Annotated in this window: 29 protein-coding genes, 1 tRNA gene and 1 pseudogene; 21 read left to right on the forward strand and 10 right to left on the reverse strand. The window is 53.9% G+C overall.

Annotation, left to right across the window (positions count from 1 at the left end):
* Positions 1-122: 122 nt before the first annotated feature.
* The gene (locus tag FHW16_RS24195; protein WP_182551859.1) at positions 123-629 is read right to left on the reverse strand and encodes an ABC transporter permease; all 507 of its coding nucleotides are present in this window, start codon (positions 627-629) and stop codon (positions 123-125) included.
* A gap of 25 nt (positions 630-654) precedes the next feature.
* Here FHW16_RS24195 and FHW16_RS24200 point away from each other — a divergent pair.
* A pseudogene (locus tag FHW16_RS24200) lies at positions 655-1,221 on the forward strand (cyclase family protein); the annotation flags it as partial.
* 146 nt (positions 1,222-1,367) lie between these two features.
* On the opposite strand, the gene FHW16_RS24205 reads toward FHW16_RS24200, so the two are convergent.
* Together FHW16_RS24205 and FHW16_RS24210 are read right to left on the reverse strand one after the other, a co-directional pair.
* Positions 1,368-1,556 carry a hypothetical protein gene (locus FHW16_RS24205; protein ID WP_182551860.1) on the reverse strand — a complete coding sequence of 63 codons (189 nt, stop codon included), beginning with the start codon at positions 1,554-1,556 and terminating at the stop codon, positions 1,368-1,370.
* A gap of 462 nt (positions 1,557-2,018) precedes the next feature.
* Positions 2,019-2,108 (reverse strand) — tRNA-Ser (locus tag FHW16_RS24210).
* A gap of 259 nt (positions 2,109-2,367) precedes the next feature.
* On the opposite strand from FHW16_RS24210, the gene FHW16_RS24215 reads away from it, so the two are divergent.
* The gene (locus FHW16_RS24215; protein WP_182551861.1) at positions 2,368-2,820 is read left to right on the forward strand and encodes a nuclear transport factor 2 family protein; all 453 of its coding nucleotides are present in this window, start codon (positions 2,368-2,370) and stop codon (positions 2,818-2,820) included.
* A 587-nt stretch (positions 2,821-3,407) separates the two neighbouring features.
* Here the strand turns inward: FHW16_RS24215 and FHW16_RS24220 are convergent.
* The 5 genes from FHW16_RS24220 to FHW16_RS24240 all read right to left on the reverse strand — a co-directional run bounded on the left by FHW16_RS24220 (position 3,408) and on the right by FHW16_RS24240 (position 7,993).
* A complete protein-coding gene (locus FHW16_RS24220) occupies positions 3,408-4,385 on the reverse strand; it encodes a GAF domain-containing protein (protein WP_182551862.1) in 978 nt (325 codons plus the stop codon).
* Between the two features lie 203 nt (positions 4,386-4,588).
* A complete protein-coding gene (locus tag FHW16_RS24225) occupies positions 4,589-5,842 on the reverse strand; it encodes an SAM-dependent methyltransferase (protein ID WP_182551863.1) in 1,254 nt (417 codons plus the stop codon).
* A gap of 120 nt (positions 5,843-5,962) precedes the next feature.
* Positions 5,963-6,769 carry an anti-sigma factor family protein gene (locus FHW16_RS24230; protein ID WP_182551864.1) on the reverse strand — a complete coding sequence of 269 codons (807 nt, stop codon included), beginning with the start codon at positions 6,767-6,769 and terminating at the stop codon, positions 5,963-5,965.
* Entirely contained in the window at positions 6,766-7,377 is a 612-nt protein-coding gene (locus tag FHW16_RS24235) for an RNA polymerase sigma factor (RefSeq protein ID WP_182551954.1), read from the reverse strand. The genes FHW16_RS24230 and FHW16_RS24235 overlap by 4 nt, the downstream gene beginning before the upstream one ends.
* Before the next feature lie 64 nt (positions 7,378-7,441).
* Entirely contained in the window at positions 7,442-7,993 is a 552-nt protein-coding gene (locus FHW16_RS24240; RefSeq protein ID WP_182551955.1) for a tetratricopeptide repeat protein, read from the reverse strand.
* Between the two features lie 225 nt (positions 7,994-8,218).
* Here FHW16_RS24240 and FHW16_RS24245 point away from each other — a divergent pair, with 225 nt between their 5' ends.
* Positions 8,219-9,241 carry a TIM44-like domain-containing protein gene (locus tag FHW16_RS24245; protein WP_182551865.1) on the forward strand — a complete coding sequence of 341 codons (1,023 nt, stop codon included), beginning with the start codon at positions 8,219-8,221 and terminating at the stop codon, positions 9,239-9,241.
* A 78-nt stretch (positions 9,242-9,319) separates the two neighbouring features.
* Here the strand turns inward: FHW16_RS24245 and FHW16_RS24250 are convergent, their stop codons facing one another.
* Positions 9,320-9,691 (reverse strand): COG4315 family predicted lipoprotein, encoded by a 372-nt coding sequence (locus tag FHW16_RS24250; RefSeq protein ID WP_182551866.1) that lies wholly within the window; start codon positions 9,689-9,691, stop codon positions 9,320-9,322.
* Positions 9,692-9,978: 287 nt separating this feature from the next.
* Here FHW16_RS24250 and FHW16_RS24255 point away from each other — a divergent pair, with 287 nt between their 5' ends.
* The 11 genes from FHW16_RS24255 (at position 9,979) to FHW16_RS24305 (ending at position 19,178) form a co-directional block, all read left to right on the forward strand.
* A complete protein-coding gene (locus tag FHW16_RS24255; protein WP_182551867.1) occupies positions 9,979-10,635 on the forward strand; it encodes a response regulator transcription factor in 657 nt (218 codons plus the stop codon).
* Positions 10,632-12,011 carry a sensor histidine kinase gene (locus tag FHW16_RS24260; RefSeq protein WP_182551868.1) on the forward strand — a complete coding sequence of 460 codons (1,380 nt, stop codon included), beginning with the start codon at positions 10,632-10,634 and terminating at the stop codon, positions 12,009-12,011. The genes FHW16_RS24255 and FHW16_RS24260 overlap by 4 nt, the downstream gene beginning before the upstream one ends.
* 122 nt (positions 12,012-12,133) lie before the next feature.
* Positions 12,134-12,817 carry an MtnX-like HAD-IB family phosphatase gene (locus FHW16_RS24265; RefSeq protein ID WP_182551869.1) on the forward strand — a complete coding sequence of 228 codons (684 nt, stop codon included), beginning with the start codon at positions 12,134-12,136 and terminating at the stop codon, positions 12,815-12,817.
* A gap of 23 nt (positions 12,818-12,840) precedes the next feature.
* Positions 12,841-14,262: an aspartate aminotransferase family protein gene (locus FHW16_RS24270; protein WP_182551870.1), complete on the forward strand. Its 1,422-nt coding sequence runs from the start codon at positions 12,841-12,843 to the stop codon at positions 14,260-14,262.
* A gap of 4 nt (positions 14,263-14,266) precedes the next feature.
* Complete coding sequence (locus FHW16_RS24275; RefSeq protein ID WP_182551871.1) at positions 14,267-15,220, forward strand: arginase family protein; 954 nt, start codon at positions 14,267-14,269, stop codon at positions 15,218-15,220.
* Complete coding sequence (locus FHW16_RS24280) at positions 15,217-15,570, forward strand: permease (protein WP_182551872.1); 354 nt, start codon at positions 15,217-15,219, stop codon at positions 15,568-15,570. The genes FHW16_RS24275 and FHW16_RS24280 overlap by 4 nt, the downstream gene beginning before the upstream one ends.
* Complete coding sequence (locus FHW16_RS24285; protein WP_182551873.1) at positions 15,567-16,442, forward strand: fatty acid desaturase family protein; 876 nt, start codon at positions 15,567-15,569, stop codon at positions 16,440-16,442. The genes FHW16_RS24280 and FHW16_RS24285 overlap by 4 nt, the downstream gene beginning before the upstream one ends.
* Positions 16,429-17,247 (forward strand): alpha/beta hydrolase, encoded by an 819-nt coding sequence (locus FHW16_RS24290; RefSeq protein WP_246711935.1) that lies wholly within the window; start codon positions 16,429-16,431, stop codon positions 17,245-17,247. The genes FHW16_RS24285 and FHW16_RS24290 overlap by 14 nt, the downstream gene beginning before the upstream one ends.
* Positions 17,240-18,406: a GNAT family N-acetyltransferase gene (locus FHW16_RS24295; protein ID WP_182551957.1), complete on the forward strand. Its 1,167-nt coding sequence runs from the start codon at positions 17,240-17,242 to the stop codon at positions 18,404-18,406. The genes FHW16_RS24290 and FHW16_RS24295 overlap by 8 nt, the downstream gene beginning before the upstream one ends.
* Positions 18,403-18,819 (forward strand): EamA family transporter, encoded by a 417-nt coding sequence (locus FHW16_RS24300; RefSeq protein WP_182551874.1) that lies wholly within the window; start codon positions 18,403-18,405, stop codon positions 18,817-18,819. The genes FHW16_RS24295 and FHW16_RS24300 overlap by 4 nt, the downstream gene beginning before the upstream one ends.
* A gap of 77 nt (positions 18,820-18,896) precedes the next feature.
* The gene (locus tag FHW16_RS24305) at positions 18,897-19,178 is read left to right on the forward strand and encodes a hypothetical protein (protein WP_246711937.1); all 282 of its coding nucleotides are present in this window, start codon (positions 18,897-18,899) and stop codon (positions 19,176-19,178) included.
* Positions 19,179-19,182: 4 nt separating this feature from the next.
* Here the strand turns inward: FHW16_RS24305 and FHW16_RS24310 are convergent, their stop codons facing one another.
* Positions 19,183-19,722, reverse strand: coding sequence for a flavin reductase family protein (locus FHW16_RS24310; RefSeq protein ID WP_182551875.1), 540 nt, complete (start codon positions 19,720-19,722; stop codon positions 19,183-19,185).
* A gap of 817 nt (positions 19,723-20,539) precedes the next feature.
* Here FHW16_RS24310 and FHW16_RS24315 point away from each other — a divergent pair.
* The 7 genes from FHW16_RS24315 (at position 20,540) to FHW16_RS24345 (ending at position 24,207) form a co-directional block, all read left to right on the forward strand.
* Positions 20,540-21,622 carry an alkene reductase gene (locus FHW16_RS24315; RefSeq protein ID WP_182551876.1) on the forward strand — a complete coding sequence of 361 codons (1,083 nt, stop codon included), beginning with the start codon at positions 20,540-20,542 and terminating at the stop codon, positions 21,620-21,622.
* 199 nt (positions 21,623-21,821) lie between these two features.
* A complete protein-coding gene (locus FHW16_RS24320) occupies positions 21,822-21,980 on the forward strand; it encodes a hypothetical protein (protein ID WP_182551877.1) in 159 nt (52 codons plus the stop codon).
* A gap of 205 nt (positions 21,981-22,185) precedes the next feature.
* Entirely contained in the window at positions 22,186-22,368 is a 183-nt protein-coding gene (locus FHW16_RS24325) for a hypothetical protein (RefSeq protein ID WP_182551878.1), read from the forward strand.
* A 181-nt stretch (positions 22,369-22,549) separates the two neighbouring features.
* Positions 22,550-22,912: a putative quinol monooxygenase gene (locus tag FHW16_RS24330; RefSeq protein WP_182551879.1), complete on the forward strand. Its 363-nt coding sequence runs from the start codon at positions 22,550-22,552 to the stop codon at positions 22,910-22,912.
* 45 nt (positions 22,913-22,957) lie between these two features.
* Positions 22,958-23,257, forward strand: coding sequence for a hypothetical protein (locus FHW16_RS24335; RefSeq protein ID WP_182551880.1), 300 nt, complete (start codon positions 22,958-22,960; stop codon positions 23,255-23,257).
* 83 nt (positions 23,258-23,340) lie between these two features.
* Positions 23,341-23,649 (forward strand): hypothetical protein, encoded by a 309-nt coding sequence (locus FHW16_RS24340; protein WP_182551881.1) that lies wholly within the window; start codon positions 23,341-23,343, stop codon positions 23,647-23,649.
* A gap of 312 nt (positions 23,650-23,961) precedes the next feature.
* On the forward strand, positions 23,962-24,207 hold the full coding sequence (locus FHW16_RS24345; RefSeq protein ID WP_091876864.1) for a hypothetical protein: 246 nt from the start codon (positions 23,962-23,964) through the stop codon (positions 24,205-24,207).
* Positions 24,208-24,227 lie beyond the last annotated feature (20 nt).

A 24,227-nucleotide genomic window follows, 5' to 3' on the forward strand; every position in this document is an offset into this window, starting at 1 on the left:
ATTTTGGGGATTCCACCGGCTGCCCGCAGTCGTACGATGCCAAACTTGCTCTTTAAGCTGTTAAACCGGCATCCCATGACTGAAGCCAAACGGGCTTACCGGTCGGGGCAATTGGGATTGTTTCACCTTGCGCGGGTGCGCCAGCTCAAAAGACGCCCTTCAATCGCTGCCAGCAACAGGGAACTGGAATAGCCAACGATGCCGATCCAGCAAAGGTAAGCCAGCATGAGGTCCGCCTTGAGGGATTGCTGGGCAATCATGATGCGCGGCAGTGCAGCCGGCAGGACAATCTTGAAAATGCGTTGCGAGGCTGACAGACGGAGGGCTTTTGCCACCTCAAGCAGGCGAGGTTCGATGCCTGCCAACGCCGATCGCGTCAGGATAAGCATCGGCCATACACAGGAAAATGCGACGATCACAATTTCCATGCGGTAACCAAAGCCAAGCATCAGCATGACGATTGGAATGAGCGCGACGGATGGGATCGGGCGGATCGCTTCGACGGTCATCTCCATCGCCTTATTGGCCGGCCTGACCAAACCGAACAAGAGCCCGAGACACAATCCAATGACCGTGCCAATCAGCAGTCCGGCAAAGGCGGTGAGCAGCGTATCGCGGGTGGCGATCATGAGGCTGCCATCAATGATGGCTCCACACCTTGATGCGCCGTGGCATTATCATTCAACCATGGATCGCGGCATTCCTTCGATGCGGATTGACGATGTTCCATTGGAATGGTGTTTCCAGCCCGGCGTGAAACTGGATTTCCGGCATTTTCCCAACGGCTATGTGGTCACTGCTGCCGATGTGGAAACCGAGTTGAAACGGATCAACCACGAGCTGAAGCCGCTCGAAATCGTCATCGTCAATACGGCTGCCGGCCAACGCTTTGGCGAGATCGATTATGTCGCGACAGGCTGTGGCATGGGATATGAAGCCACCATGTATCTTCTGGATCGCGGAATTCGCGTCACGGGCACCGACGGATGGAGTTGGGACGCGCCGTTTGTCCACACGGCCAAGAAATATTCCGAGACCAAAGACGCATCGCTCATTTGGGAGGGCCACAAGGCCGGCCGTCACACCGGTTATTGTCATATTGAAAAACTGCACAATCTGGAGGATCTGCCTTCAACCGGCTTCATGGTGAGCTGTTTTCCGGTGAAGATCGAGCGGGCATCGGCAGGCTGGACCCGAGCGGTCGCGATCATTGATGAATGAATGCGGCTATGACACGTGGCCGAAGGCAGTTGTCAAGGACCTCAAAACCGGGTCGAAGGTTCCAGAAATGCTGAAGCCCGCATCTGGAGATAGCAGGGTTTCATGGAGATGAAAGCAATGCGAATTCTCTACACGCTACTGGCTCGCTAGTTCGTCGCAGGCAGAATGACTTTACCTTGATGCTCAGCACTCAAACGATGCGTGTCAGTTTCTGCAGCGGCTCTCATCACCGCATTATATCGGCCAAGGCCAAAGGCCAATGCAGCCAGAAACAGGACAACTCCAATGTATCTCCAAGCATTGGTTTGATACGGCTCCGGATCAATCGAATACATTCTAAACTCCAGGGTGACGGCACCGTTTGGTGATAGCTATCGCGGCAAGACCCCTCCATCCCGAAGGACGGTGGGGTGAAGTTTGTATAGAACAGGATTTTGTAGTGCTTCCTTCCATGACAGACCAATTGGCCAAACGCCCGGGATTCCATGGGAGTCTGGATTTCGCCCTTCTCAGGGACTGTGTTGTAGCGGTGTTGCTTCCGGCATAATGGATTGTTGACGGGACAACAGAACGACATTGACAATCCGGGAATACAATCAAAACAGGCGTGACGTGACCGTGACGGGAATCCGGATCAGACCGGTATTCAATCCATTTTTAGCGTTGCGCGCATGAGCGAGTAACAATACGCCCCGTGCACTCAATACTGATGAGCAATGTTGATGTTACGCCCGTCTGGTCCATTTTTACCGGCCGGCCCAGCCTTTCAACGCTACAAGGCAATGGAAATGGCAGACTGGCGGAGGGGGTGGGATTCGAACCCACGGTAGGCTCTCACCTACGCCGGTTTTCAAGACCGGTGCCTTAAACCGCTCGGCCACCCCTCCGTCCCTGCTCGCAATTTAGTAGTAATGGATCGGTTATTCCATCACATTTGCCCGAGCTGGTCGGAGGCCTTTATAGCCATTCGCATTGCGGCGTCAACCGGCTCGGTAACACTGATGCACTTTCATGGCACGACAGACCCCCTCGGCCCGCACCTTTGCTGTTGCGCCGGACCAATGGCCATCAGTTCACAACCTTATCACTTCCAATGACCCCATGTCCGACTACCATCTCTTCAGAGTCATCTGATGGAGAAAAACATTGAAATCTTTCATAGCTCTGGCGTTCCTGATCGCCATCACTGGTACGGGCACTGCCTACGCGCAACGCGTCTATTCACCGGAAGAACTGCGCAACAAGCAAATCGTTCTCGATTTTTACGAGAAAGGCCTGAACCAGAAAGATTTTGAAGCCGCTTCAAAATATCTTGGAACCTATATCCAGCACAACCCAAATGCTGCCGACGGTCCTGAGGGTTTCAGGAAATTCATCGAATTTCTGAAGAAGGACTTTCCGCAATCCCGCAGCAAGATCACACAGGTATTGGTCGATGGTGATTTTGTTACACTTCGGGTGCATACGACGCGCGAGCCGGAAACACGTGGAAGCGCCATCATCGACATATTTCGACTGAAAGACGGAAAGATAGAAGAACACTGGGATTCGGTTCAGCCGATTCCCGAAAAATCCATGAACAACAACACCATGTTCTAGTGGTCCGATTCTGACATTTTCAACCCTTTGATACAAGCCGTTCAGGCAAATGTCAGAATCAAAGGACCACCAGCAAGTGTATGATTCTAGTGGAATTTTGAATTTGACATTTGCATGTCTCGCGTGATGTCAAATTTGCTCCACCACTGTAAAGGCCGTCGGTGGCGCTGGATGAAGGTCAGCGCCACCGACGAAGCAAGCCCTGGTCAGGAGCTCGCCTTTGGGAATTTCGTTTTGTCACGGATGGTCGTCAGCAGCACGATTCATCGATGGGACGATCGACAAATCTGCTCTTTTCCCCAACGCTCCCCAAGGTCACATTCGAATTGGACGCGGTGCGAACAGTCCGTATTGCCTATGACGGCGATCGGATTTCTGTTCTGGAAATATGCCACGACGTTCTGACAATTGAGCCCGGCGGCGTTTGAAACCCACCCAGTTTATTTTCTCCACCACTTTCACGCCGACTCTCGCAGCGTTTAAGGTAGAGTTGCTCAATATTAACAGGGTGTCAGCCCCATCTGTTCAGCTGCAAACTCCATCTGTCGCAGTTTTGCGACAAATCAAGGCAAAAAAATCAAAATCGCTCAGGAAAGACCGAGACGCTTCAATTTGCGATGCAATGTCGCCCGGCTGATACCCATATCGGCCGCGGCAGCCGAAACATTCCCGCCGCTTCGTGCCAGCGCCCGTTGAATTGCGCCTCGCTCAGCGGTCGCAAAGTCCTGGGAAGCCGATTGATGCTGGCCGAGAACATCTGCCGCAGGCAATGGCGCACTGAGCACCTCATCGGTTAGACCAAGCATCTGACGTGCGGAACGTGACGCTCCGATCACCAGATCATCTTCGTCCACGGCAATAAGCGCATTCAATGCCCGCTCACTCGTGCCATTGTCGCCGGGAGGCGCCAGGAGAATACGCGCCTTGGGAAAGGCAAGGCGGAAGTTTTCCGATTCCACGCGTCGGGCAGCATCAGCCACGGCAATTGAAATCAACTTGACGAAATCCTCAGTCAGGTCACGCCGGGCTGAAGACACATCAATAACAGCGGCCAGCCGGCCCCGATGATCAAAAATCGGTGCAACAGTGCACGATAAAGCTGTGTTTCTGCTGCGAAAATGCTGGTCGCGATGAATGGTAAGAGCCCGCTGTTCTACGATAGCCGTGCCAATGCCATTGGTGCCTTCGGATTCTTCGCTCCATACAGCGCCTGTCCACAGGCCCATTCTGTAAAAAGTTTCGTCGTCTCCAACATAACCGCGCCGGTCAACCGGAATGCTGTCTTTATCTGCGAGGAGAATACAGCATCCTGCCCCGCCTACTGCCGCATAGAGCCTGTCGAGGCTGTTTTGCGCGGTCAGTATGAGGGAGCCCATGCGCTCGCGCGCCTGATTGAGTTCGTAGTCCGTGAGGATATTGGGTCCCCTGCCTTCAACCGGATTGAGTCCGTATAGGCGCATTGACCGCCGCCAGGAGGCAATGAGAGCCGACTGCGCCGCCGCGTTGCCTGACGAGAGCGCCGATTCAATATATTCAGCATGCAAACCGTTTTGCAGCGTTACCATGGTCCCCTCCGAGGCCGTGTAATGGATTAGACTATGGTTGAGTGATCACCACGGTCAAGTCCACACTTTACGCTATATTAGGGAGCCCATCTGAGCGACGGGGCGCAGAAAGCGACGCTGCATCCGACAATAAGCGGTCATATACGGTCAAAATGGGAACCGAGCAAAGCAAATGAATATATTCTTACTGTAGAGTTTTTCCCTTAGCCATTGGCTGCGTGCAAAACTCTGGGTCTGCTCTGTTCATGTTCGGCAATGTAGGTTCGCGTCAATGGAATAACATCGTTTCTCTTGGCAATCTGAAACTGGAAAACCACGAGGTCTTCGTAACGGAATGCAGACTCGGCAGCAGCAAGATAGAATTCCCACATCCGGCAGAAGCGTTCATCATACAGTGCTGCAGCATCCTGCCATCGATCCATGAAGCGTTCGCGCCACGCAGACAATGTTGAAGCATAATGCAGGCGCAGAACTTCGACATCAGTGACTGTCAATCCGGCTTTCTCGATTTCCGGCAGTATCTCTGACATGGATGGAATATAGCCCCCCGGAAAAATATATTTGTCGAGCCATGGGGTGGTAAAGCCCGGGACCGCGGAACAACCAATCGTGTGCAAGACCATTACACCATTCTCATCCAGCAGTTCCGCGCATTTCCGGAAAAATTGGCCATAGGATCCAGCGCCGACATGTTCGAACATTCCGACTGAAACAATCCGGTCAAAAGTGCCTTTCAGGCTACGATAGTCCTGCAGGGCAAAGTTGACGCGATTGAAACGGTTCTTCGTGCCCGGTCTGTTGTTAGCAAATTCAAGCTGTTCCTCCGAGAGCGTTATGCCAAGTACTTCGCCGGATGGTGCTTCCGCTGCAAGATGCAGGGCCAAGCCTCCCCAACCGCAGCCGATGTCAAGGACGCGGCTATCCGGCTGAACCAGAAGCTTGGCGGCGAGATGGCGTTTCTTAGCAAGCTGTGCGTCTTCCAGACTTTGATCCTGATATTCGAAGTAGGCACACGAATATTGACGATCAGCATCAAGAAACAGACCGTACAGCCTGCCATCCAGATCATAATGGTGCGCAACATTGCGTTTCGAACGTGCGGGCAGATTGCGCTGCCGGAAACCTCTGAAACGAGCACGCAAACCGTCGATCAGGCGGGCAGGAAGCGGATGCGTTTCATTCTGGGCTTCGCGCAGTACCAGACAAAGAAAATCGTAAATCGTTCCTTGATCGACGACGATGCGCTCATCCATGAACAGTTCACCGAGTTGCATGTCGGCATCCATCAGAAAGAGCAGCTGTGCCGCCCTGTCGGTAAAACGCACAACGACTGGCTCTCCGCTACCATCGCCGAAAGCAAGACGGGTCCCGCTTGCCGTGACGACAGTCAGTGAGCCTTTGGTCACAATACGGGAAAAAGCGAAACGCAGAATCCGGTCCACCAACGAAAGAGGCATGCAGACACTCCTGAGGCCATAGGTGTTCGCCTCCTAGCACGTGGTGATGATTACAGGATTACGCCAACCTGATGCCAAAATGAAATGAACGCGGCCTGAATCCGACCACTGTCATTGTCATCATGCGGTGAGAACCTGGCGGAGCCGGTCACTCATCGCCTTTATATCGTCCAACGACTCATGGCCGATCAGCATGAAAGCATGGGTGTCATTCGACCAATACACTACGTTCATGCCGTGACGATGCTCGCTGTCCGGCGCCTTGGCGCCCTTCGAGGATTGAACAATGCAAAGAGCCATCGGTTGCTGCATTGCATCCAGATAGGTGATCTGCCCCAAAGCATTGCCATCGTAGGCCAGCATCTGGGCGCGTTTTAGCGTGGCTCCCGGCAACTGCACGCGTTCAGGCGTGAGGCTGAGACCTAGCTTGGCGCCAACATCGCGCAACTGCTGGGTTTGCGCTGCCACATCAACCGGCCCGCGGCCCAACGTATCGCTGGTATAGAGAGACATGTATTGCGCAACGACCGAACGCCAGTCATTGCCGTCCTGATCAGCATGAAGGCTTGACTGGACACCAAGGAAAGTCCGGTCGACCGCGACACCAACGGCGATGAATCCGACAGCAGCAGCCAGAAAGCCCCGGCGGGTCCAGCCGCTTGTCTGCTCCGCAACAACCGGTACAGGCGGCGATATCTCGGCGAGCAGCGCCTCAAGTTTGGCTTTCGGCGCCTTGTCGAGTAGCGGATCAAACGCATCGCGAAATGGCAGGCTGCTGGACATGAGAAAACGCAGCCGCTCTGCGACAGCGTCGTCGCTTTCGATCAGATGTTCTATCTGTTCGCGCGTATTTGAATCGAGCTCCCCGTCCAGAAATGCCACGAGCATTTCATCACTGCGTATCGTTTCCCGGTTGGGATCGGTCATGACGCGCTCCCCTCCATCTTGTCTGATCCGGCGGATGCAGCCAGCTTGGCGCGCGCGGCAGCAAGTCGACTCATCACCGTACCAATCGGTATTTCGAGAAGCTCCGCGACTTCGCGATAGGAAAGTTCTTCCACATAGGCAAGGAAAACCACGGTTCTTTGCGCCTCTGGCAAAGCCTGAACCTGATGGAGTACCTGATTGGCAAAAATGTGGGTTTCCGTATCCCTTGCGCCGTCAAAGACGAGGGTTTCATCCGCGTCGACAAAACCCTGTCCCATCCTCACACGGCGGGAGCGAACCTCATTGAGCCATATGGAATGAAGAATTGAAAACAGCCACCGATCGAGTCGCGTACCAGGTGCAAACTGATTTGCCCGTTCCAGCGCCCGCACACAGGTCGCCTGCACAAGGTCATCAGCCACGTCACGCTGGTGGGACAAAACCACAGCGTAGCGCCAGAGCCGCGTAAGGTGTTGGGATAGCCCCGCCCTGATTTCCTGCTCGTTTGCGATGGTCGCCTCCGCATCGGACCGGGAAACTCGGTCCGATGACTCTCTGCTACGCTTGGCCCGACTATAAGCAGGAACCGCAGGATATGCGACAGACATGATGAAACCTGTTTGATTTGTCATGGTCATCTGCGGATCCCGCTTCAATCAGGCGCTTCCTTCCTCACATCTTTGACGGATTTTCGATCGCCTCGGCCAGATCGCGATATTCCTCGCAGTCTGTACCGCAGATGCCCTTGATCCTGGCAAGCTGGTCCTTGGCAAGATCAAGATGACCCTTGATCACATATGCTTCGCCAAGATATTCGCGCACCTTCGCGTATTGCGGGTCAAGCTGAACGGATTTCATATAATAACCGATACCCTCGTCGGTACGCCCAAGTTTGCGCGTGGCATAGCCGCGATAGTTGAGCGCAACGGCGGTATTCGGATTCTTCAATGTATCGAGTATGGAAAGCGCTTCTTCATAGCGTCCGGCTTCGGCAAGCGCATAGGCATAGCTTGTCAGATCGGAGTCCGGCAGCAGACTGCCTTCCTGTTTCACGCATTTCTTGGTTTTCGAATTCCAGACTTCGCCCTTCGGGCAAGTCGGTGTGGTGCTTGTATCTTCGCCGGCGGCATAAACAGGGCCGGAAAAAGCGGCGGCCGCAAGGCAAGCGCCAAACAGGGCTGCTGTATAAATCCGGACGGCGGATCGCGAATTGGCTCTATTCATCATGACGTTCTCTCCTGCATCAAAACGACTACGATGAGAGAACACGCCAAGTCTCCGTTTTATTCGGCTGCTGGTAAAACTTGTTCTGCAACAAAATTTCAGAAAACGAAAAATTCCAACCAAAATTGTCCATGACATTCGTTGCGGGACTTAAAATTGTCCATGCCGCTCTCTATATGCGATGCGAGTGCCCAAATTAGGCCGGGTGCGTAACAGGAGAAACTAATGTCTGGCACTGCTTCCCGCATCATTCGCATCGTTGTGTTGCTCGTTCTGGCTTTGGCGGTGACGCTCAGTGCCTTTGATATTGCCGACGCACGGCGAGCTGGCGGCGGATTTGGCAGCCGTGGTACGCGCACCTTTGATGCGCCTGCGACGACCCGGACTGCACCCTCTCCTGCAGCGCCCATCGAAAGAACGATGACACCACGCACGCAAACCAATCAGCCTTCGGCGATGCAACCGCAGATGAATACGCAGCGCCCGGGTTTCTTCAGCGGTTTCGGCCGATCCATGATCGGTGGCCTGCTGGTTGGCGGTCTCATCGGCACGCTGCTTGGCCACGGTTTTGGTGGTGGCTTTGGTTTCCTCGGCATGCTGTTGCAGATCGGACTGGTGATCGGCGCGGTCATGTTGGCCATGCGGTTCTTTGCCCAGCGTCGGCAATCGCCTGCGACGGCATCGGGTCCGGCATTCAATCAGGCCTTCGGCCGCGCAGCGGATCCTTCCGCATCCCCCTCATTCCGTATTCCAAGCATTGGATCGGCGATGGGTACAGGTTCTTCGGGTTCAGGTTCTGCTGCTCCAAGGGCTGCGCCTGTGCAGTCTTCGCAATCGTCGGATGAACTTGGTCTTTCGCAGCAGGACCTCGATCGGTTCGAACAGCTTCTGACCGGCGTTCAGACGGCATACGGTACGGAAAATTATGCGGTTCTGCGGACACTGACGACACCGGAAGCTATGTCCTATCTTGCTGAGGAACTCGGTGAGAATGCCACAAACGGCGTGCGCAACAGCGTTTCTGACGTCAAACTGCTTCAGGGTGACATCGCCGAGTCATGGCGCGAAGAAAATGCGGAGTACGCAACTCTGGCCATGCGCTATTCCAGCATTGATGCAATGCTCGACCGTACGACAGGCAAACTTGTCGATGGCGACAACACCAAGGCCACGGAAACGACTGAGGTCTGGACCTTTGTTCGCAAGAACGGCGAAGAATGGAAGCTGTCGGCTATACAGTCTGCCTGATAGCGCCATACAAATAACAACCGGCGCAGAAGCCTTGCTTCCGCGCCGGTTTTGATTCTGCAACAAACCCGCTATGGGTTACTTCACAACGTGCCAGACGCCACCGACGCCATCGCCGGTTGTCTCGCCTTCCTTTGTGTCTTTGGCAAATGTGTAGAGCGGCTTGCCATCATAGGCCCACATGTCCTTGCCGTCAGAGGCTTTGACGAGCGACCATTTGCCTTCAGCTTTTGCCTTGGCATCCGCGTGGAAAGCCGGCCACTTCTTCAGGCAATCTGCATCACAGTTGGATTTGCCTTTTGCATCTTTGTCGAACGTGTAAAGCGTCAAGCCCTTTTCGGTCGCCAATACCTTGCCCGCTTTTGTTTCCACCGTTTTGGCCGGTTCGGCAGCAAATGCTGTCAGGGTGGTTGCAGCCAGAAGACCCATGGCAATCAGCAGCGTTTTCATTGATTTCACTCCCTTATCGGTTTGACCGGCGAAACACCGGCATTCCCGTTTTACGCGAACGTTGTTCGCAGCTCATGACGATGCGACCTATTCTGATCCGAATTGAGGCAGCGGAAAACAAACAGCGGAACGGCGATTGGTAAGCACGCTAAAACAGCGTATTGGTTATTTCGATCTCGATATAAGCTGGACATGACCTGCCCGCAAAAAACCGAGATTTGATCTTATCTGCCCGTCATACCGGATTGCGATGCCGGCTCCGAACATTCAAAGTAATGATCTGACAAATGCGACTGCTGCTTGTTGAAGATGACATGATGCTTGGCTCTTCGTTGAAGAAGGCGTTGGAAAAGCATGCCTATGGCGTGGATTGGATGCAGGACGGAGAGTCCGGACTGGCCGCATTGCAGGATTCGAGTTTTGCTGTTGTCATTCTTGACGTAAACCTGCCCAGGATGAGCGGTCTTGAAGTGCTCAGGGCTGCGCGACGCGACAAGAATCTTGTTCCCATCCTGCTATTGACCGCACGAGACACGCCACTGCACAAGGTGGAGGGCCTGGACAGCGGCGCGGATGATTATCTGGTCAAACCGTTTGACCTCGATGAATTGCTGGCACGGTTGCGCGCGCTTGTCCGCCGGAGTGAAGGCCGGGTGGACACCATCCTCAGATGCGCCGACGTGGAAGTGGACCCGGCTGCCAAAGTGGTACGCAAGGCATCAAACCAGGTCATGATGACCGCGAAGGAGTTTCAGCTTCTGAAACTGTTGATGGAGCGCGCCGGTAAATACGTTACCAAGAGCGATATAGAATATGCGCTCTACAGCGCAGAGAGCGCAGTCGAGAGCAACACAACCGAAGTCACGATCTATAATCTGCGCAAGAAGCTGGGCAGCGACTTCATTAAATCCATCCGTGGTGTGGGCTACATGGTGGATGCATGAGCAGACCCACCCTCACCCGGAAACTCTTTTTCCGGATTACGCCGACAATCCTCATTACCATGGCAATCATCGGTGGTTTTGCGTTCAACAGTGCCACCCGCGAAATCAATAATGTCTATGACGCGCAGCTGATCAACGATGCCAATGTGCTGTGGATGCTGCTGCACAATGAATTTGACGAGGAGCCGCGGGATGCTCCGCCGAAGCAGATTGCCGACATCGATTTCAACATGGGCAATCAGCTGGCACTCAACGAAGACGCCGATGATTATGCTGACGCGCATATGTTCCGGGCATGGAAGGACAACAAGATCGTCCTTTTCTCGGGATCAACCTTTCCAGCGGAAATTCCGCTGCAAAGAGCAGGTTTCACCAATGTTCACTACGACAGCGAGCAGTGGCGGATTTACTCCCTGCCCATTCCCGAAACGCAGATCGTGATCGAGGTGGCGGAAAAGATCGCCATGCGCCAGACGCTGGTGTCGAACATTCTGCTCAACCTTATTTTCCCGCTGCTCATCCTCATTCCCCTGATCGCCCTTCTGATCTGGTTTGGCATCAACAGCGGCTTGAGCACGATCCGCATGCTGGTGCAGCAGATCCGCAGCCGGTCACCGGATGATCTGTCCGCCATTCCCGTCGACACGCTGCCAAGGGATCTTTCCCCGCTCGGCCGGTCGATCAATCAGCTGCTTGAGGATTTGGATGACTCGCTGAAAGCCGAACGGCGGTTCGCTGACCATGCGGCACATCAGTTGCGTACACCACAAGCCGCCCTCAAACTGCTTTTGCAGATGCTGGCGCAGGCGGACAGCGAGAAAGAGCGGCAGGCTATCATCAGCGACCTCGTTGTCAGCAATGAAAAAGCCACCTACCTCATCGAACAATTGCTGCGCGCGGCACGCGTGAGCCACCAACCGATGCAACTGCAGCCAGTCGCCTTGTATAGTACCGTGGCCTCCGTGGTCGCTGAAATGGGAAATCTGATAACTGCCAAGCAATTGGATACTTCACTCGATGGCGATGAAAAGGCGCTGGTGCGGGCAGACGAGCCCCTGCTGCGACTCATGGTCAGCAATCTGATCGAGAATGCAGTCAAATACACGCCATCGGGCGGGCGAATTCGCGTCGGTGTTACGCTTGCCAACAATTTCTGGCGTCTGTCCATTTCCGACAGCGGCCCCGGAATCGCCGAGCATCACCGGGAAGCCGTGTTCCAGCGATTCTATCGTGTCGACACGCCGCAGATCGAGGGAACAGGTCTCGGATTGACGATTGTCGCTGATATTATCAAGCGGCTTTCCGGCACGATAGCTTTGAAATCACCGGCATCAGGCAAGGGTTTGCTCGTCGAAGTTCTTCTACCAAAAGCATAATTTCGTAGCGTCCAAGTAAGCCTGAATGCCTTTGTTGATTTCAGTTTGGCATCATCTTGGCATAATTTAGCAATCAGCCCTGAATGCTAGAAGCTCCTCACATTCGCACGAGGAGTGTCTGCATGCATGTATTTTGTGATTTCGACGGGACCATTTCCCTCGAAGACGCCACAGACTTCATACTGGATCGATTGGCCAGCCCGAAATGGGAAGACATCGAACAGGAATGGAAGCAGGGCCTCATCGGTTCCGCCGAATGCATGGCGCGTCAGATTGCCCTGATCCAGGCCACGAACCAGGAATTGGACAGCGCACTTGACGATATCGCCATCGACCCGACCTTTCCCGCTTTCATCGACTTTTGCTGGGCTCAAGGCATTCCTGTCACCATCATCAGCGACGGCGTTGACTACTTCATCAAGCGTATCCTTGCCCGCTACAATCTGGATTATCTGCCCGTCATCGCCAACAAGCTGACCATCAGCGGCATGAACGGCCATACACGGTATCAACTGAGCTCACCCTACAGCGATGCCGACTGTTCTTCAGCGGCAGGTGTCTGCAAATGCCGCTCGGTCGAAGCCTTCGATACACGTGTCTATATCGGCGACGGCCGTTCTGATTTCTGCGTCTCCGATAAGCCGGAACTGGTTTTCGCCAAAGACAAGCTTGCCGATTTCTGCACTGAGCGCGCCATTCCGTTCGTCGGCTATCAGAATTTTTCCGACCTTACCCAGAGCCTGAAAAATGCACTCCCCGGTTTCAACCGCCACCTACAGAGTGCTCCCCGCTACGCCACAGCGTAGTTTGACAACAGAAGAGAATCTTCATGAAAACCAACCTTGCTATCAAGCAGAATGATAATGCTGCGTCACAGCAGATATCCGAAGCCGAACTTCGTGCCCTTGAGCAGGAATACTGCTCGCATGGTGACACGGTCCACTACACCGACCATCCGATGTTCTTCGATCGCTGCGAAGGTTCCTACGTCTATGATGCGAAGGATACCCCCTTCCTCGATCTGCAGATGTGGTATTCGGCCGTCAATTTCGGCTATCGCAATCCACGCCTGAACGCTGCCGCGCACCGTCAGCTGGATACGCTGCCTCAGGTAGCGTCGCAGTATCTGCATCGCGAGAAGGTTGAGCTGGCCGCCATGATCGCGCGCGATGCCGAGCGCAAGTTCGGTGCCAAGGGCCGTGTTCACTTCAATGTCGGCGGTTCACAGGCTGTTGAGGATTCCCTCAAGCTCGTCCGCAATTACACCGGTGGAAAAAGCCTGATGTTCGCCTTTGAAGGCGGCTATCACGGCCGAACGCTCGGCGCATCGGCTATCACATCCAGCTATCGTTATCGTCGGCGCTATGGACACTTTGGTGACCGCGCCCAGTTCATCGAATTCCCCTACCACTTCCGCGGCCCCAAGGGCATGAGCAAGGAAGAGTACGGTCATTACTGCGTCCAGAAATTCGCCCGCCTTTTCGAGAGTGAATATAATGGCGTATGGGATCCGAAAACCGGTAAGGCCGAATATGCCGCGTTTTATGTCGAACCCATTCAGGGCACCGGCGGTTATGTCATTCCGCCAATGAATTTCTTCAAGGAACTGAAGAAGGTTCTCGATGACCATGGCATTCTGCTTGTGGTCGACGAAATCCAGATGGGTGTCTACCGCACAGGCAAGCTGTGGTCGATCGAGCATTTTGGCGTAACACCCGATGCGCTTGTATTCGGCAAGGCGATCACCAACGGCCTCAACCCGCTTTCCGGTGTCTGGGCCAAGGAAGAAATGATCAACCCCGGCATTTTCCCGCCCGGTTCCACACATTCGACATTTGCCAGCAATCCGATGGGGACAGCTGTTGCCCTCGAAACCATGAAAATGCTTGAAGAAGAAGACTTCGGTGCGGCAGTCATGGAAAAGGGTGCCTATTTCCTGGATGGCCTGAAGGAACTGCAAAAGCGTCACCCTACGATTGGCGATGTCGACGGGCTTGGCCTCGCGCTGCGTGTGGAGATTTGCAAGGAAGACGGCTTCACCCCTGACAAGGCGACGCTCGACTGGATGGCCGACGAAGGCATGAAGGGCGACCTGCTTGTCGGTGCCAAGGAGTATGGCCTGGTGCTGGATGTTGGTGGTTATTACAAGAATGTCATCACATTAGCTCCAAATCTTCTTATCACACATGAGGAAATCGATCTGGCTCTGAACTTGCTCGACCAGCTTTTCGTGCGCGCAGCCAAGAGATAATCGAATGCAACTCCTCCTTCTCCACCTCGATGATGCGCTGGAGTTGCAACCAGACTTCGTGCGCGCCTGTATGCGAATGGGCGCGCGCCAGATTCGCGCGGAAGATCATGGCCGTGTCGTCCGCCTGTGGGGTCACCAGCCAGCAATAGACGCACTTGGCGGCAATATCGCGCGGCATATTATCGGTGACCAGAAGAAACCGCATCTCTGCTTCATGGGATCGGGTGATTTCCACCACGTAACCGCCCTCCTCGTCGCTGCCGCGCTTGAAAACAATCCCGGTCCGGCAACGCTCGTCCATTTCGACAATCATCCGGACTGGGTACATTTCGGCAATGGCATGCATTGCGGGTCATGGATCAACCGCGCCCTGCAACATCCGGGGCTCGAGAAGATCGTGACGGTCGGCGTTTGCAGCGATGATCTGACGAGCCCTGAACGCAAAGGGGCAAACCTGTCTCTCTTGCAACAGGGTCGGCTGGAATTGTACCCGTATAGTCACGCGCCTAGCCGCGTCCGTAAGGATTACGGCAGCGGCGCAAGCTTCGAGCAGAAGAATGGCGTCCTGAACTGGAAGACTATCTCCGAGATCGGCGAAGAAAACTTCATCGACCAATTGCTGTCGCGGATCAAGACCGACGCGGTGTATCTGACGATCGACAAGGATGTTCTCGTCCATGACGATGCCATAACCAATTGGGATCAGGGGAAAATGCGCCTCCCCTATGTCCTGTCGCTGATTACGGAGATCAGCAGGCGCCACCGGATCGTCGGCGCCGACGTGACCGGTGATTATTCGACACCATCCTATGCCGGCAACCTGTGGACGCAGTTTACCAAGCGTGCAGAAATTTTCATCGATCAGCCACACACGACACCAGACCCCATAGCTACAACGAACATCAACAGCGCCGCCAATCATGCATTGCTGGAAGTTCTGTCGGAGGCAATGGGATGACCGGTACCCTTACGCCCCACATGCTTGCATTGATCGCATTCTGCATTCTTACAGAAACGGCACGCGAGGTTTGCTTCAAGCACTCCGCCGACAACGAAGTGCTCTCCGCCGCTCTGGTCAAGCCCGTGACCTGGCTTGGCGTGATCTTCTGGGCGCTTGAATTGATCGGCTGGACTGTCGTGCTGGAGCATGTGCCGCTGTCGATCGCCTTTCCGCTCATGGCCCTGAGCTATGTCGTCATCGTGCTCGCCGGAGCATGGATATTCAAAGAACAAATCAACCTTCGCCACGCCGCCGGTGTGCTGTTCATCACAGCCGGTGTGGCTTGTGTAGGAGCAACAGGATTATGAAACTCTTCGCTCATACGAGGTGGGACGTTGCGCCCGTTTTGGCTGCCATCGCCCACCTTCTTTTCAATATCTACTTGGTTGTCGGCTTTGAAAGCAGGCCATTATGGTTGTCGCTTGTGCTTGGCGGGCTCTACGCGGTTTCGATCTCGTGGAACATCAACAGCATTTCGCACAACTTCATCCATACGCCCTATTTCAAGCCACGCGGGATGAACTATGCGTTCAGCCTGCTGGAATCGGTCACCATCGGGTTCTCTCAGACCTATTATCAGTGGATTCATATGCGCCATCATTCAGGCAACAGCGACCGTCCGAATGAGAAAGGCGAAACAGTCGACTGGCTGTCCATTTATCGCCATGGCAAGAATGGTGAGCCGGAGAATGTCTGGAGCTATACGTTCCTCAGTTTCTTCCGCGACAGCCTCGGTGACATTCACAAGGCCATTGCCAAGAACCGCCCGTTCGACGCCAAATGGGGCCGTTTCGAGCTCTATGCGTTTCTCGGGCTGGCTGCGATCGGCTTTCTCTACGACTGGAAAGCGATGCTGTTCTTCATCCCCTTCTACTATCTGGGGAATTGCCTGTCCTCGCTCAACGGGTACTACGAACACCTGAATGGTGATCCGGAAGAACCTATTGCCTGGGGCGTAAGCAGCCATAACCGTTTCTATAACTGGTTGTGGTTCGGCAACGGATACCACGCCGAACACCATTATCGCCCTAAGACCCATTGGACTGAACTGCGTAACTTCCATGAGAAAATCAAGGAAGACCAGGATAAGGCCGGCGTGCACGTCATCAGCACCTGCCATGCGTTGGGTTTCATGGCCAAAGAGAACAGAAACCCGGATATGATTGATGCAGATGTCTGATGGATTGAGCTATTTCCTCGAAGGCTCAAATGGCAAAGGCGTGTTGCTCGTCCATGGTCTGACGGGAGCACCCGCGGAAATGAAGATGCTGGCGCGGCAATTGAACCGCAAAGGCTACAGCGTCTATGCCCCGCTTCTAGCCGGGCACGGCGTTGATATGGCGACATTGACGCGAAGCCGCTGGCAGGACTGGCTGGAAAGCGTGCACGAGGCGACGGAGAAGTTTGCGCCCTATACCGATAAAACATTTGCAGCCGGTATCTGCATCGGCGGCAAACTGTCGATGATGGCCGCACACCAGAAGCCCGACAGCATCAAGGCTGTGGCAATCTATTCGCCCTGCTTCCATTATGATGGCTGGAATGTGCCGCATTATTACTGGTTGCTGTCTCCATTCATCGAGCTGTTGTCGCATATTCCTGCAGTCGCCCGGCTGAATTTCAGCGAAACCTCGGCGCTCGGCATCAAGGATGAGCGAATCCGGCGCATGATGGAGAGCATGTCTGCCGAGGGGGTCATCGACAAATTTCCGGGAAAAGGCATTGCCGAGATGTACCGTCTTGGCAAGGCGTTGAAGAAAACCCTGCCGCAGATGCGGACACCAACGCTGATCCTGCACGCCATGGAAGATGACTTGAGCAGCCCCAAACATGCCCGATACATCAGCCGCCACATCGGCGGACCGCATCAACTGAAATGGATCGAGGACAGCTATCACATGATCCATGTCGACCGGCAGCGCCAGAAAGTCGGTGACTATACGGCAGAATTCTTCGAGGCGAACAATGCTCCAGCCCATGCATGATCATGTCGTGCAGCACGTGGCTGCATCATCGAAAATTGCCGTTATAGCCCAGGCGCGCGTGTTTGAGTCGATCCGCGCCATCGGCCGGGATGCCTGGAATAAGTGTTTTCCCGACGAGGTTGAGGATTACGATTGCCTGCTTGCCATTGAGGAAGCGGGAATTTCCGGCTTTGCTTTCCGCTATGTCACCGTCATGGAAAATGGCCAGTTGCTGGCGGCAATGCCCGCGTTCCTGACCGACTATCAGCTGGATACGACACTGGAAGAAGGCCGCTTGCGCCAGATTCTGCGCCACGTCAGGCGGGCCTTTCCACGCTTTCTCACGCTCAAACTGGCCTGTCTCGGGTCGCCATGCACTGAGAATGGCGTGGCGGGATTTCACCCGAACGTGCTTGAACGGCGCAAGGCCGATCTGTTTTCGCAGCTGCTCCGCGGCTTTGAGCATTATGCAAAGACAAATGATTGTTCGCTGATCGGCATCAAGGATGTGCCGGAACCAGCGACCCAGACATATGGGGGCGTTTTCGCTGATCATGCCTTTGCCGGCATTCCCGGACTGCCAACGGCCTGGCTAAACATCGATTTCGACGCCATCGACACCTACATGGCCCGGCTTTCATCCGGAACGCGCAAGGATATGCGCCGGAAAATGAAATCCTTCGACAAAATCCGGGTGGAGAAACGCACGGATTTTGGAACCATGCTGCCAGAGGTCATGGCGCTTTATCATGACACGCGCAACCGCAGCGAATGGCAGTTTGAAGAACTGACTTCAGACTATTTCGCCGGCATTCTGCGTCAGATGCAGGGACGTTCCTTCTGCACCTTCTACTACGCTGATGATCAGTTGCTGGCTGCCAATCTACTGGTCCATGACGGCAACACTCTGATCGACAAGTTCTTCTGCATGAACAGCGCCGAAGGCCGTGCGTACAATCTCTATTACCTCAGCTGGTTCACCAATCTGCGCCATTGTCTGGATCATGGGATAAAACGCTACCAGAGCGGACAGGCCTACTACGAAAATAAGATAAGGCTCGGTAGCCAGCTGACGCGCAACACCATGTATTTCAAGCACCGCAACCCGGTTATTCAATGGGCTTTGCGCCTCGCCTCACCGCTCTTCGCCGCGGACGAAACCTTGAGGGATGGCGCATGAAGCCGATTAATCTCGTCTGGTTTGCCATACCGGTTCTCAATACCCTGTTTCAGGTCTTCATCAAGCTTGCTGCGGAACAGATGACCGGGCTGGGTTTTGATGTGGCCTGGCTCGTCCACGCGGTCACGTCGCCGTGGATGCTGGCCGCCATTGCGGCTGAAGTTGTCTGCTTCGTGTTCTGGCTGCAGGCACTGGCCCAGCTTGACCTGAGCAAGGCATTTCCCCTAACCGGCATCAGTTACGTGATGATCCTTGCAACAAGCTGGCTTGTTTTCAGGGAAGACATCACCGCACTGCAAATTATCGGTAGCACGCTCATTCTCATCGGAGTCTGGCTAATCGGCACTGCCTCCGGAGCACAGAAAGACAGCGAGCCATCGCTTTCAAGCGTGATACCCCACAACTTACACTAGAACATTCCCTTGAACAGATTCTCTGTCTGTCAAACAATGCGATTTGACTGTCCGTTCTGATTTCGATGTAATCCGCCATGAAAACACCGCATGCCCGACTAGGAATAGAACCGATGGATCGCTACGAAATCTTCGCAACCTGGATTTTCCTCGCATTTGGCGTGCTGATTTTGGCTGGATTGATGGCGTTCTCAATAACCTCCGCCGACAAGACGGCGTTTCTGTTCACGCTTGCCGCGTCCTGTGCCACTTTTTTTCTGGGCGCCGCAGTCGTTCTTAATCAACCCAAACTATACGGCCTGATTCTGCTGGTCACAATTGTTCTCGTCGGCTGCTCCATCACCGCCATCGTAACCTGATCCATCACTCAACCGGCGGAGTGATGTGCCTGTACGCGCCGTGCCAGTAAAGCAAGGGTTCCGCATTTTTACGCAAGGTAATCGCGCGCACCCTTCCAATGAGAATGCCATGGGAGTGGCGTTCAATCGCGTCATCGAGCTCACAGTCAAGAACAGTCAGGGCATTCTTCAAAGCAAGCGTTCCCGTGGCAAGTTCTTGCCATTCACTGTCGAGATATCGGTCAATGCCCTTGCGTCCACCACGGCCGGCAAAACTGTCCGCGACATGGCGCTGATCATGTGCCAGTACGTTGACGCAGAAGCTGCCGTGGCGCTGCAAGACCGGCCATGACGATGAATCACGATTGAGACTGACGATTACCGACGGCGGTTCAATGGCCAGCGACGAAACGGAGGTCGCCGTAAAACCCGTGCGGTCGTTGCCCCGCCCGACGGTTATAACGCTCACCGCACCCGCGAGGTGACGCATGGAATCCTTGAATAAATCAGCTTCCACGGTCAATTCGTGCTGGGCGGCACGCGCCCCTGTCTGAAAGACGGACATTTTTTCCTCATTCATTGGATCACTCTGGCAGGTGGGACCGTCAAAGTCCGGGCTTTCGGCTTCGGAAGGATCACTTCGCTCGGTGTGCAAGAGGTCTTCGTCATTAGACTTTCTATCAATAGACGCGTGACCGGTTTCAGATGAGTATCCAGCCACCCGATTTCAATCACATCCTGGATCGAAGGCGCTTGGCTGTTCACCGCTGCATTGCAGCACATTCGTATAGCGGCAAACCAGATTGTGCTTTGCTCAACCTGCGACCTTTCTGCAATTTTGTTTTGCCTTTCTTGAGTATTTCGAGAAACCAAATCTAAAAGAAGCGCTATGACGCCTTGGCTGCCATAAATCCATCGCCCCGAGACGAGCCAGAAACGGGTGACAGTGAGTCTGCGGCCCCGGGCGCAAATCCAGATCCTTTCCGGATGCCGATGCGTGCAAACGACAGAATCCGGCACCGATGAGAAATTATTTCCATGGCAGCGTACCTGGGCGCAAAACCTTACCTCCAAGACCACCAAAATAGTAATCCCTATCGTGTTAATCGTCTATTGAATGCCTGATGATCAGTGCCACAGCATAGAGAGAACGATTCCGATGGCGTCCACTGACTATACAGCCTCACGCATCACGCCAGCTTCGGCATTTCAGCGTATTTTCAAAGACAGGGACCGTGCGACTGTTGCTGTGGTTTTCACAGTCGCCTTTGCATTCCATTTGGCCGTATTATTTAATCTCCTGCCTGCCTAAACATATCGAGATGTCCTTCAGGCGATAACCCTTCGTGCTTCGGGCATTATCCAGATCGACGGACGATCCTATGGCTGCACTATTCTCCCCTCTGACAATCGGTGATCTGAAGCTCGCGAACCGGATCGTCATGGCCCCCATGACCCGTCACCGTGCATTGCACGGCAAAATACCGGGTAGCTTGAATGCCCTTTATTATACCCAGCGTGCAGGTGCGGGCCTTATCATAACGGAATCGACGGAAATCGATCCCTATGGCGCCATTGAAGTTCCAACGCGGCCGGGACTTTTCAATGATGAACAGGAAGCTGGTTGGCGGTTGGTAACCGACGCAGTCCATGCGGCAGGTGGCAAAATCTTTGTTCAATTGTCCCATATGGGGCGAACCGCCCTTCCCTCGCAATTGCGCGATGGTCGCTGGCCTGTTGGTCCTTCGGCGCTCGCGGCGGCAGGAAAGATTTACACGGCAAATCGTGCCGAACCCTATGTTGAGCCGCAAGCCCTTTCTGTTGATGGCATCACGACGATTATTGCGGGGTTTGCCGATGCAGCAGCGCGCGCCAAAAGAGCCAGATTTGACGGCATCGAAATCCATGGCGCCAATGGTTATCTCGTCGATCAGTTTTTGCGGGACGGCAGCAATATCCGAACCGACAATTATGGCGGCTCGGTGGGAAATCGTACGCGCTTCCTGCTTGAAATCATTGAGGCCGCAAAAGAATACTGGCCGACAGATCGTATTGCCGTGCGACTATCACCAACCAATCCGTTTCAGGGCATGAGCGACAGCGATCCTGTCGCAAACTTTGCCGGCATTGCGGCCCTGCTCGCCCCCTTTGGCCTTGCCTATCTGCACATCGTTACCCCTGTCGTCGTGCCGGAAGGACAAGCCGATGTTGCTCCCGCCATTCGCGCGACCTTTCATGGTCCTTTGATCGTCGCAGGCGGCTACAAGCGTGATCACGCGGAAGATGCCCTGACTAGCGGCAAAGCCGATCTTGTTGCTTTCGGAGAGGCCTTCATCGCCAATCCGGACCTTCCGCAGCGCTGGCGGATCAATGCTCCCCTTAATGCTGCCGACAAGGGTACTTTTTATACGACTGATGCCAAAGGCTATACGGACTATCCGAGCCTTGAGCTCGTCGAAGACTGAATACTTGCTCCGCGGAGCTGAAAATATTTCATTTCGTCTGGAACCAATCTTTTGCTGAGGCATTTTGTGGGTACTGGTAACCCCAACCAGTCTTGGCTTTTCCCCCCACAAGCCAACATAGCCCAATCCTCATACCCCTTGAGGATTGGGCTTTTTTCGTTAGCATTACAGAAGAAGAACACCTGAAACGGAGGAAGCAATGTCCATTGATAGTGCCAAACAAGCCATCGAGACTGCGATCCATCGCGGTGATTTCAAGAGTATGGGTGTCGCCGTGTTCAAGGCCATCAATGCCCTGGAGGACCGCATCCGGCAGATGGAAGAGGAAATCGCCCGATTGAAAGCAAAAGTGAACTGAGGCCAGGCCATTCGTTCTTTGAAATGAAAGTTGGCTATGTTAAGATTTCGGCAAGTTGAGTGTAGCGGTACCTTGAGCCTGCGCCGCACTGAAACGATGCGCGATATTTTTATCCAGAGTCCAGTTTGTTAGAGCCAAATCAAGCCTCAACCCGTGAAACCCCTACCGTTTCGGCAGGGGTTTTGCTTGTGAGAACCGGCACGCCATGAAAATCATTCTGTCGATTGTCGCGATACTTCTCATCATTATGGGTGGCATCTGGGCGCTGCAGGGCCTCAACCTCATTGGCGGAAGTTTCATGGTCGGGCAAACCCGTTGGCTCTATATCGGATTGCTGACAATCGTGATCGGCGCCGTTCTCCTGGTTTTCACCGCCTCGCAAAAGTGAGACCGCCTGCCTCACATTCTTCCGTCTTCCAATCAGAAATCAGCCGCTGCCGTCTCGTCAGTTCATTCGACGGAAATGAGACTTTACAAGGTGTTGACAGGTATTTGCCGCACCGTGCATCTGGATTTGTCAGGAGGCGGCTGATAGAACCGTGTGAAGAAAGCGGGAGGCTTGAGTTTATATGACTGAACTGGCGATTATTGTTGAATTCGAAACGCATGAGGGTCGTGAAGAGGAGTTTACGGCGCTTATTCGCGAGCATGCACGCAAAACACTGGATGAAGAACCGGGATGCCTGCGTTTCGAAGTCATCAAACCGATTGAGCGTGATGGCACACCTATCCCGAACAAAGTCATGGTCAACGAACTTTATGCCAATGAAGCTGCTGTCACAGCCCATGAAAACAATCCGCGCATGGCAAAAGTACGTGCTGCGAATGCGCCATTGCTCAAATCCAGCAGACTGATCCTGGCCAAATCCCTGAGTGCCAAGCCGGCCGAAGGTATGACCACTATGGAACTGAATGCCAGCAATGATGATTGAGGGACTTTGCCTAACGTCGAATGTCGTTGGGCATCGAAACGTGCAATGAATGATTATCACCGTTCTGAACGAACTACTCCTGCCGCCTCGGCAAGAAGGTTTCCTGTGAAAAGCAAATTGGCACTCGCCGTTCTCTTGCCGTGTATATTGGCTATCAGCAATTGCGGCGCGATGCGCTGGATGGACGAAACCTCGAAATCAACGGGTTCTTCCAAATGTGCAGGCTGGAATAAAATCCGCATCAAACCGGAAACGGCGGTCTATCTTGCCCGGAATGATTTCTCTGCGGGAATAGACATCGATTCCCACAACCTCAACGGACAGTCGAACGGCTGCTGGAACTGACACCGCATCCAATCGAAGTTTTCTGGAACCAAACACTGCCAGCACCGTTATTCCCCGAGCATAAAGTGAAAGGAATTTCGGAAATGGCAACGAATGTATCGAAAGCGCGTGACGCGGTTGAAGGCGATCTGGAGAGTCAGATTGCGGCCTTGCGCAAGGAGCTTTCAGGGATCACCCAGACTCTTTCGGATCAGGGATATGATTTGCTTGATCAGGCCAACTCAACCTATGACACCGTAAGACGGCACGGCCGCAAGGCAGTGCGTTTTGTGGGAGATGAAGCACAGGTCGTGGCAGAGAAGGCGAAGGAGAACCCGCTTGTCACGGTTGCCGTCATTTCTGCAATTGCAGGTATTGGCTTGCTTGCCGGCCTCAGTGCCTATCGCCGCTGAACCCGCTGGGACTTGAAACACGCAATACTGCCGCCTATATCAGCTGCAGAAATTCGGTTCCGCCTTTGACCACGGATGTACTGGCATTGATGTTGAGCCGAGTTTGGAAAGGTCGGGATTTCCCGGCCTTTTTTATTGTCTTTTTGCATCAGCATGATCCTTATCGGCGATACTTCAACCGGTCTTCTGTTGCGCCTGAGGGACGGAACATCTATGAAAGACGGGAATAGAGCCTTGATCTGGCTGGATCAGGTTTTACGATTGAAGTGAGCCCCTTGATTCCGTACCGGGGTGTGTAGAGCGAGCTGCCCAATGGACAATTTTGAGAAATACGCACTGGCTTTGATGGTCGTATTCGGCGCCCTTATTATTGGCGGCCTTATGGCTGTCCATATCGCATGGGTTCACAAAGCCGGATTTCTCTACGCCTTGAGTGCCGCCGTCGTTGTCTGGGCCGCGGGCTTTGCCGTACTTTTTGACAAGCCTCGCGTTTATGGTTTTCTACTCCTTGTTGCGGCGGGTTTCATCACAGCTTCCATCGTCGTTCTTGTTCGCTGATATTTTGTATAAGAAAATAT

Source organism: Phyllobacterium myrsinacearum, from assembly GCF_014138285.1.
Lineage (GTDB): Bacteria > Pseudomonadota > Alphaproteobacteria > Rhizobiales > Rhizobiaceae > Phyllobacterium > Phyllobacterium myrsinacearum_A.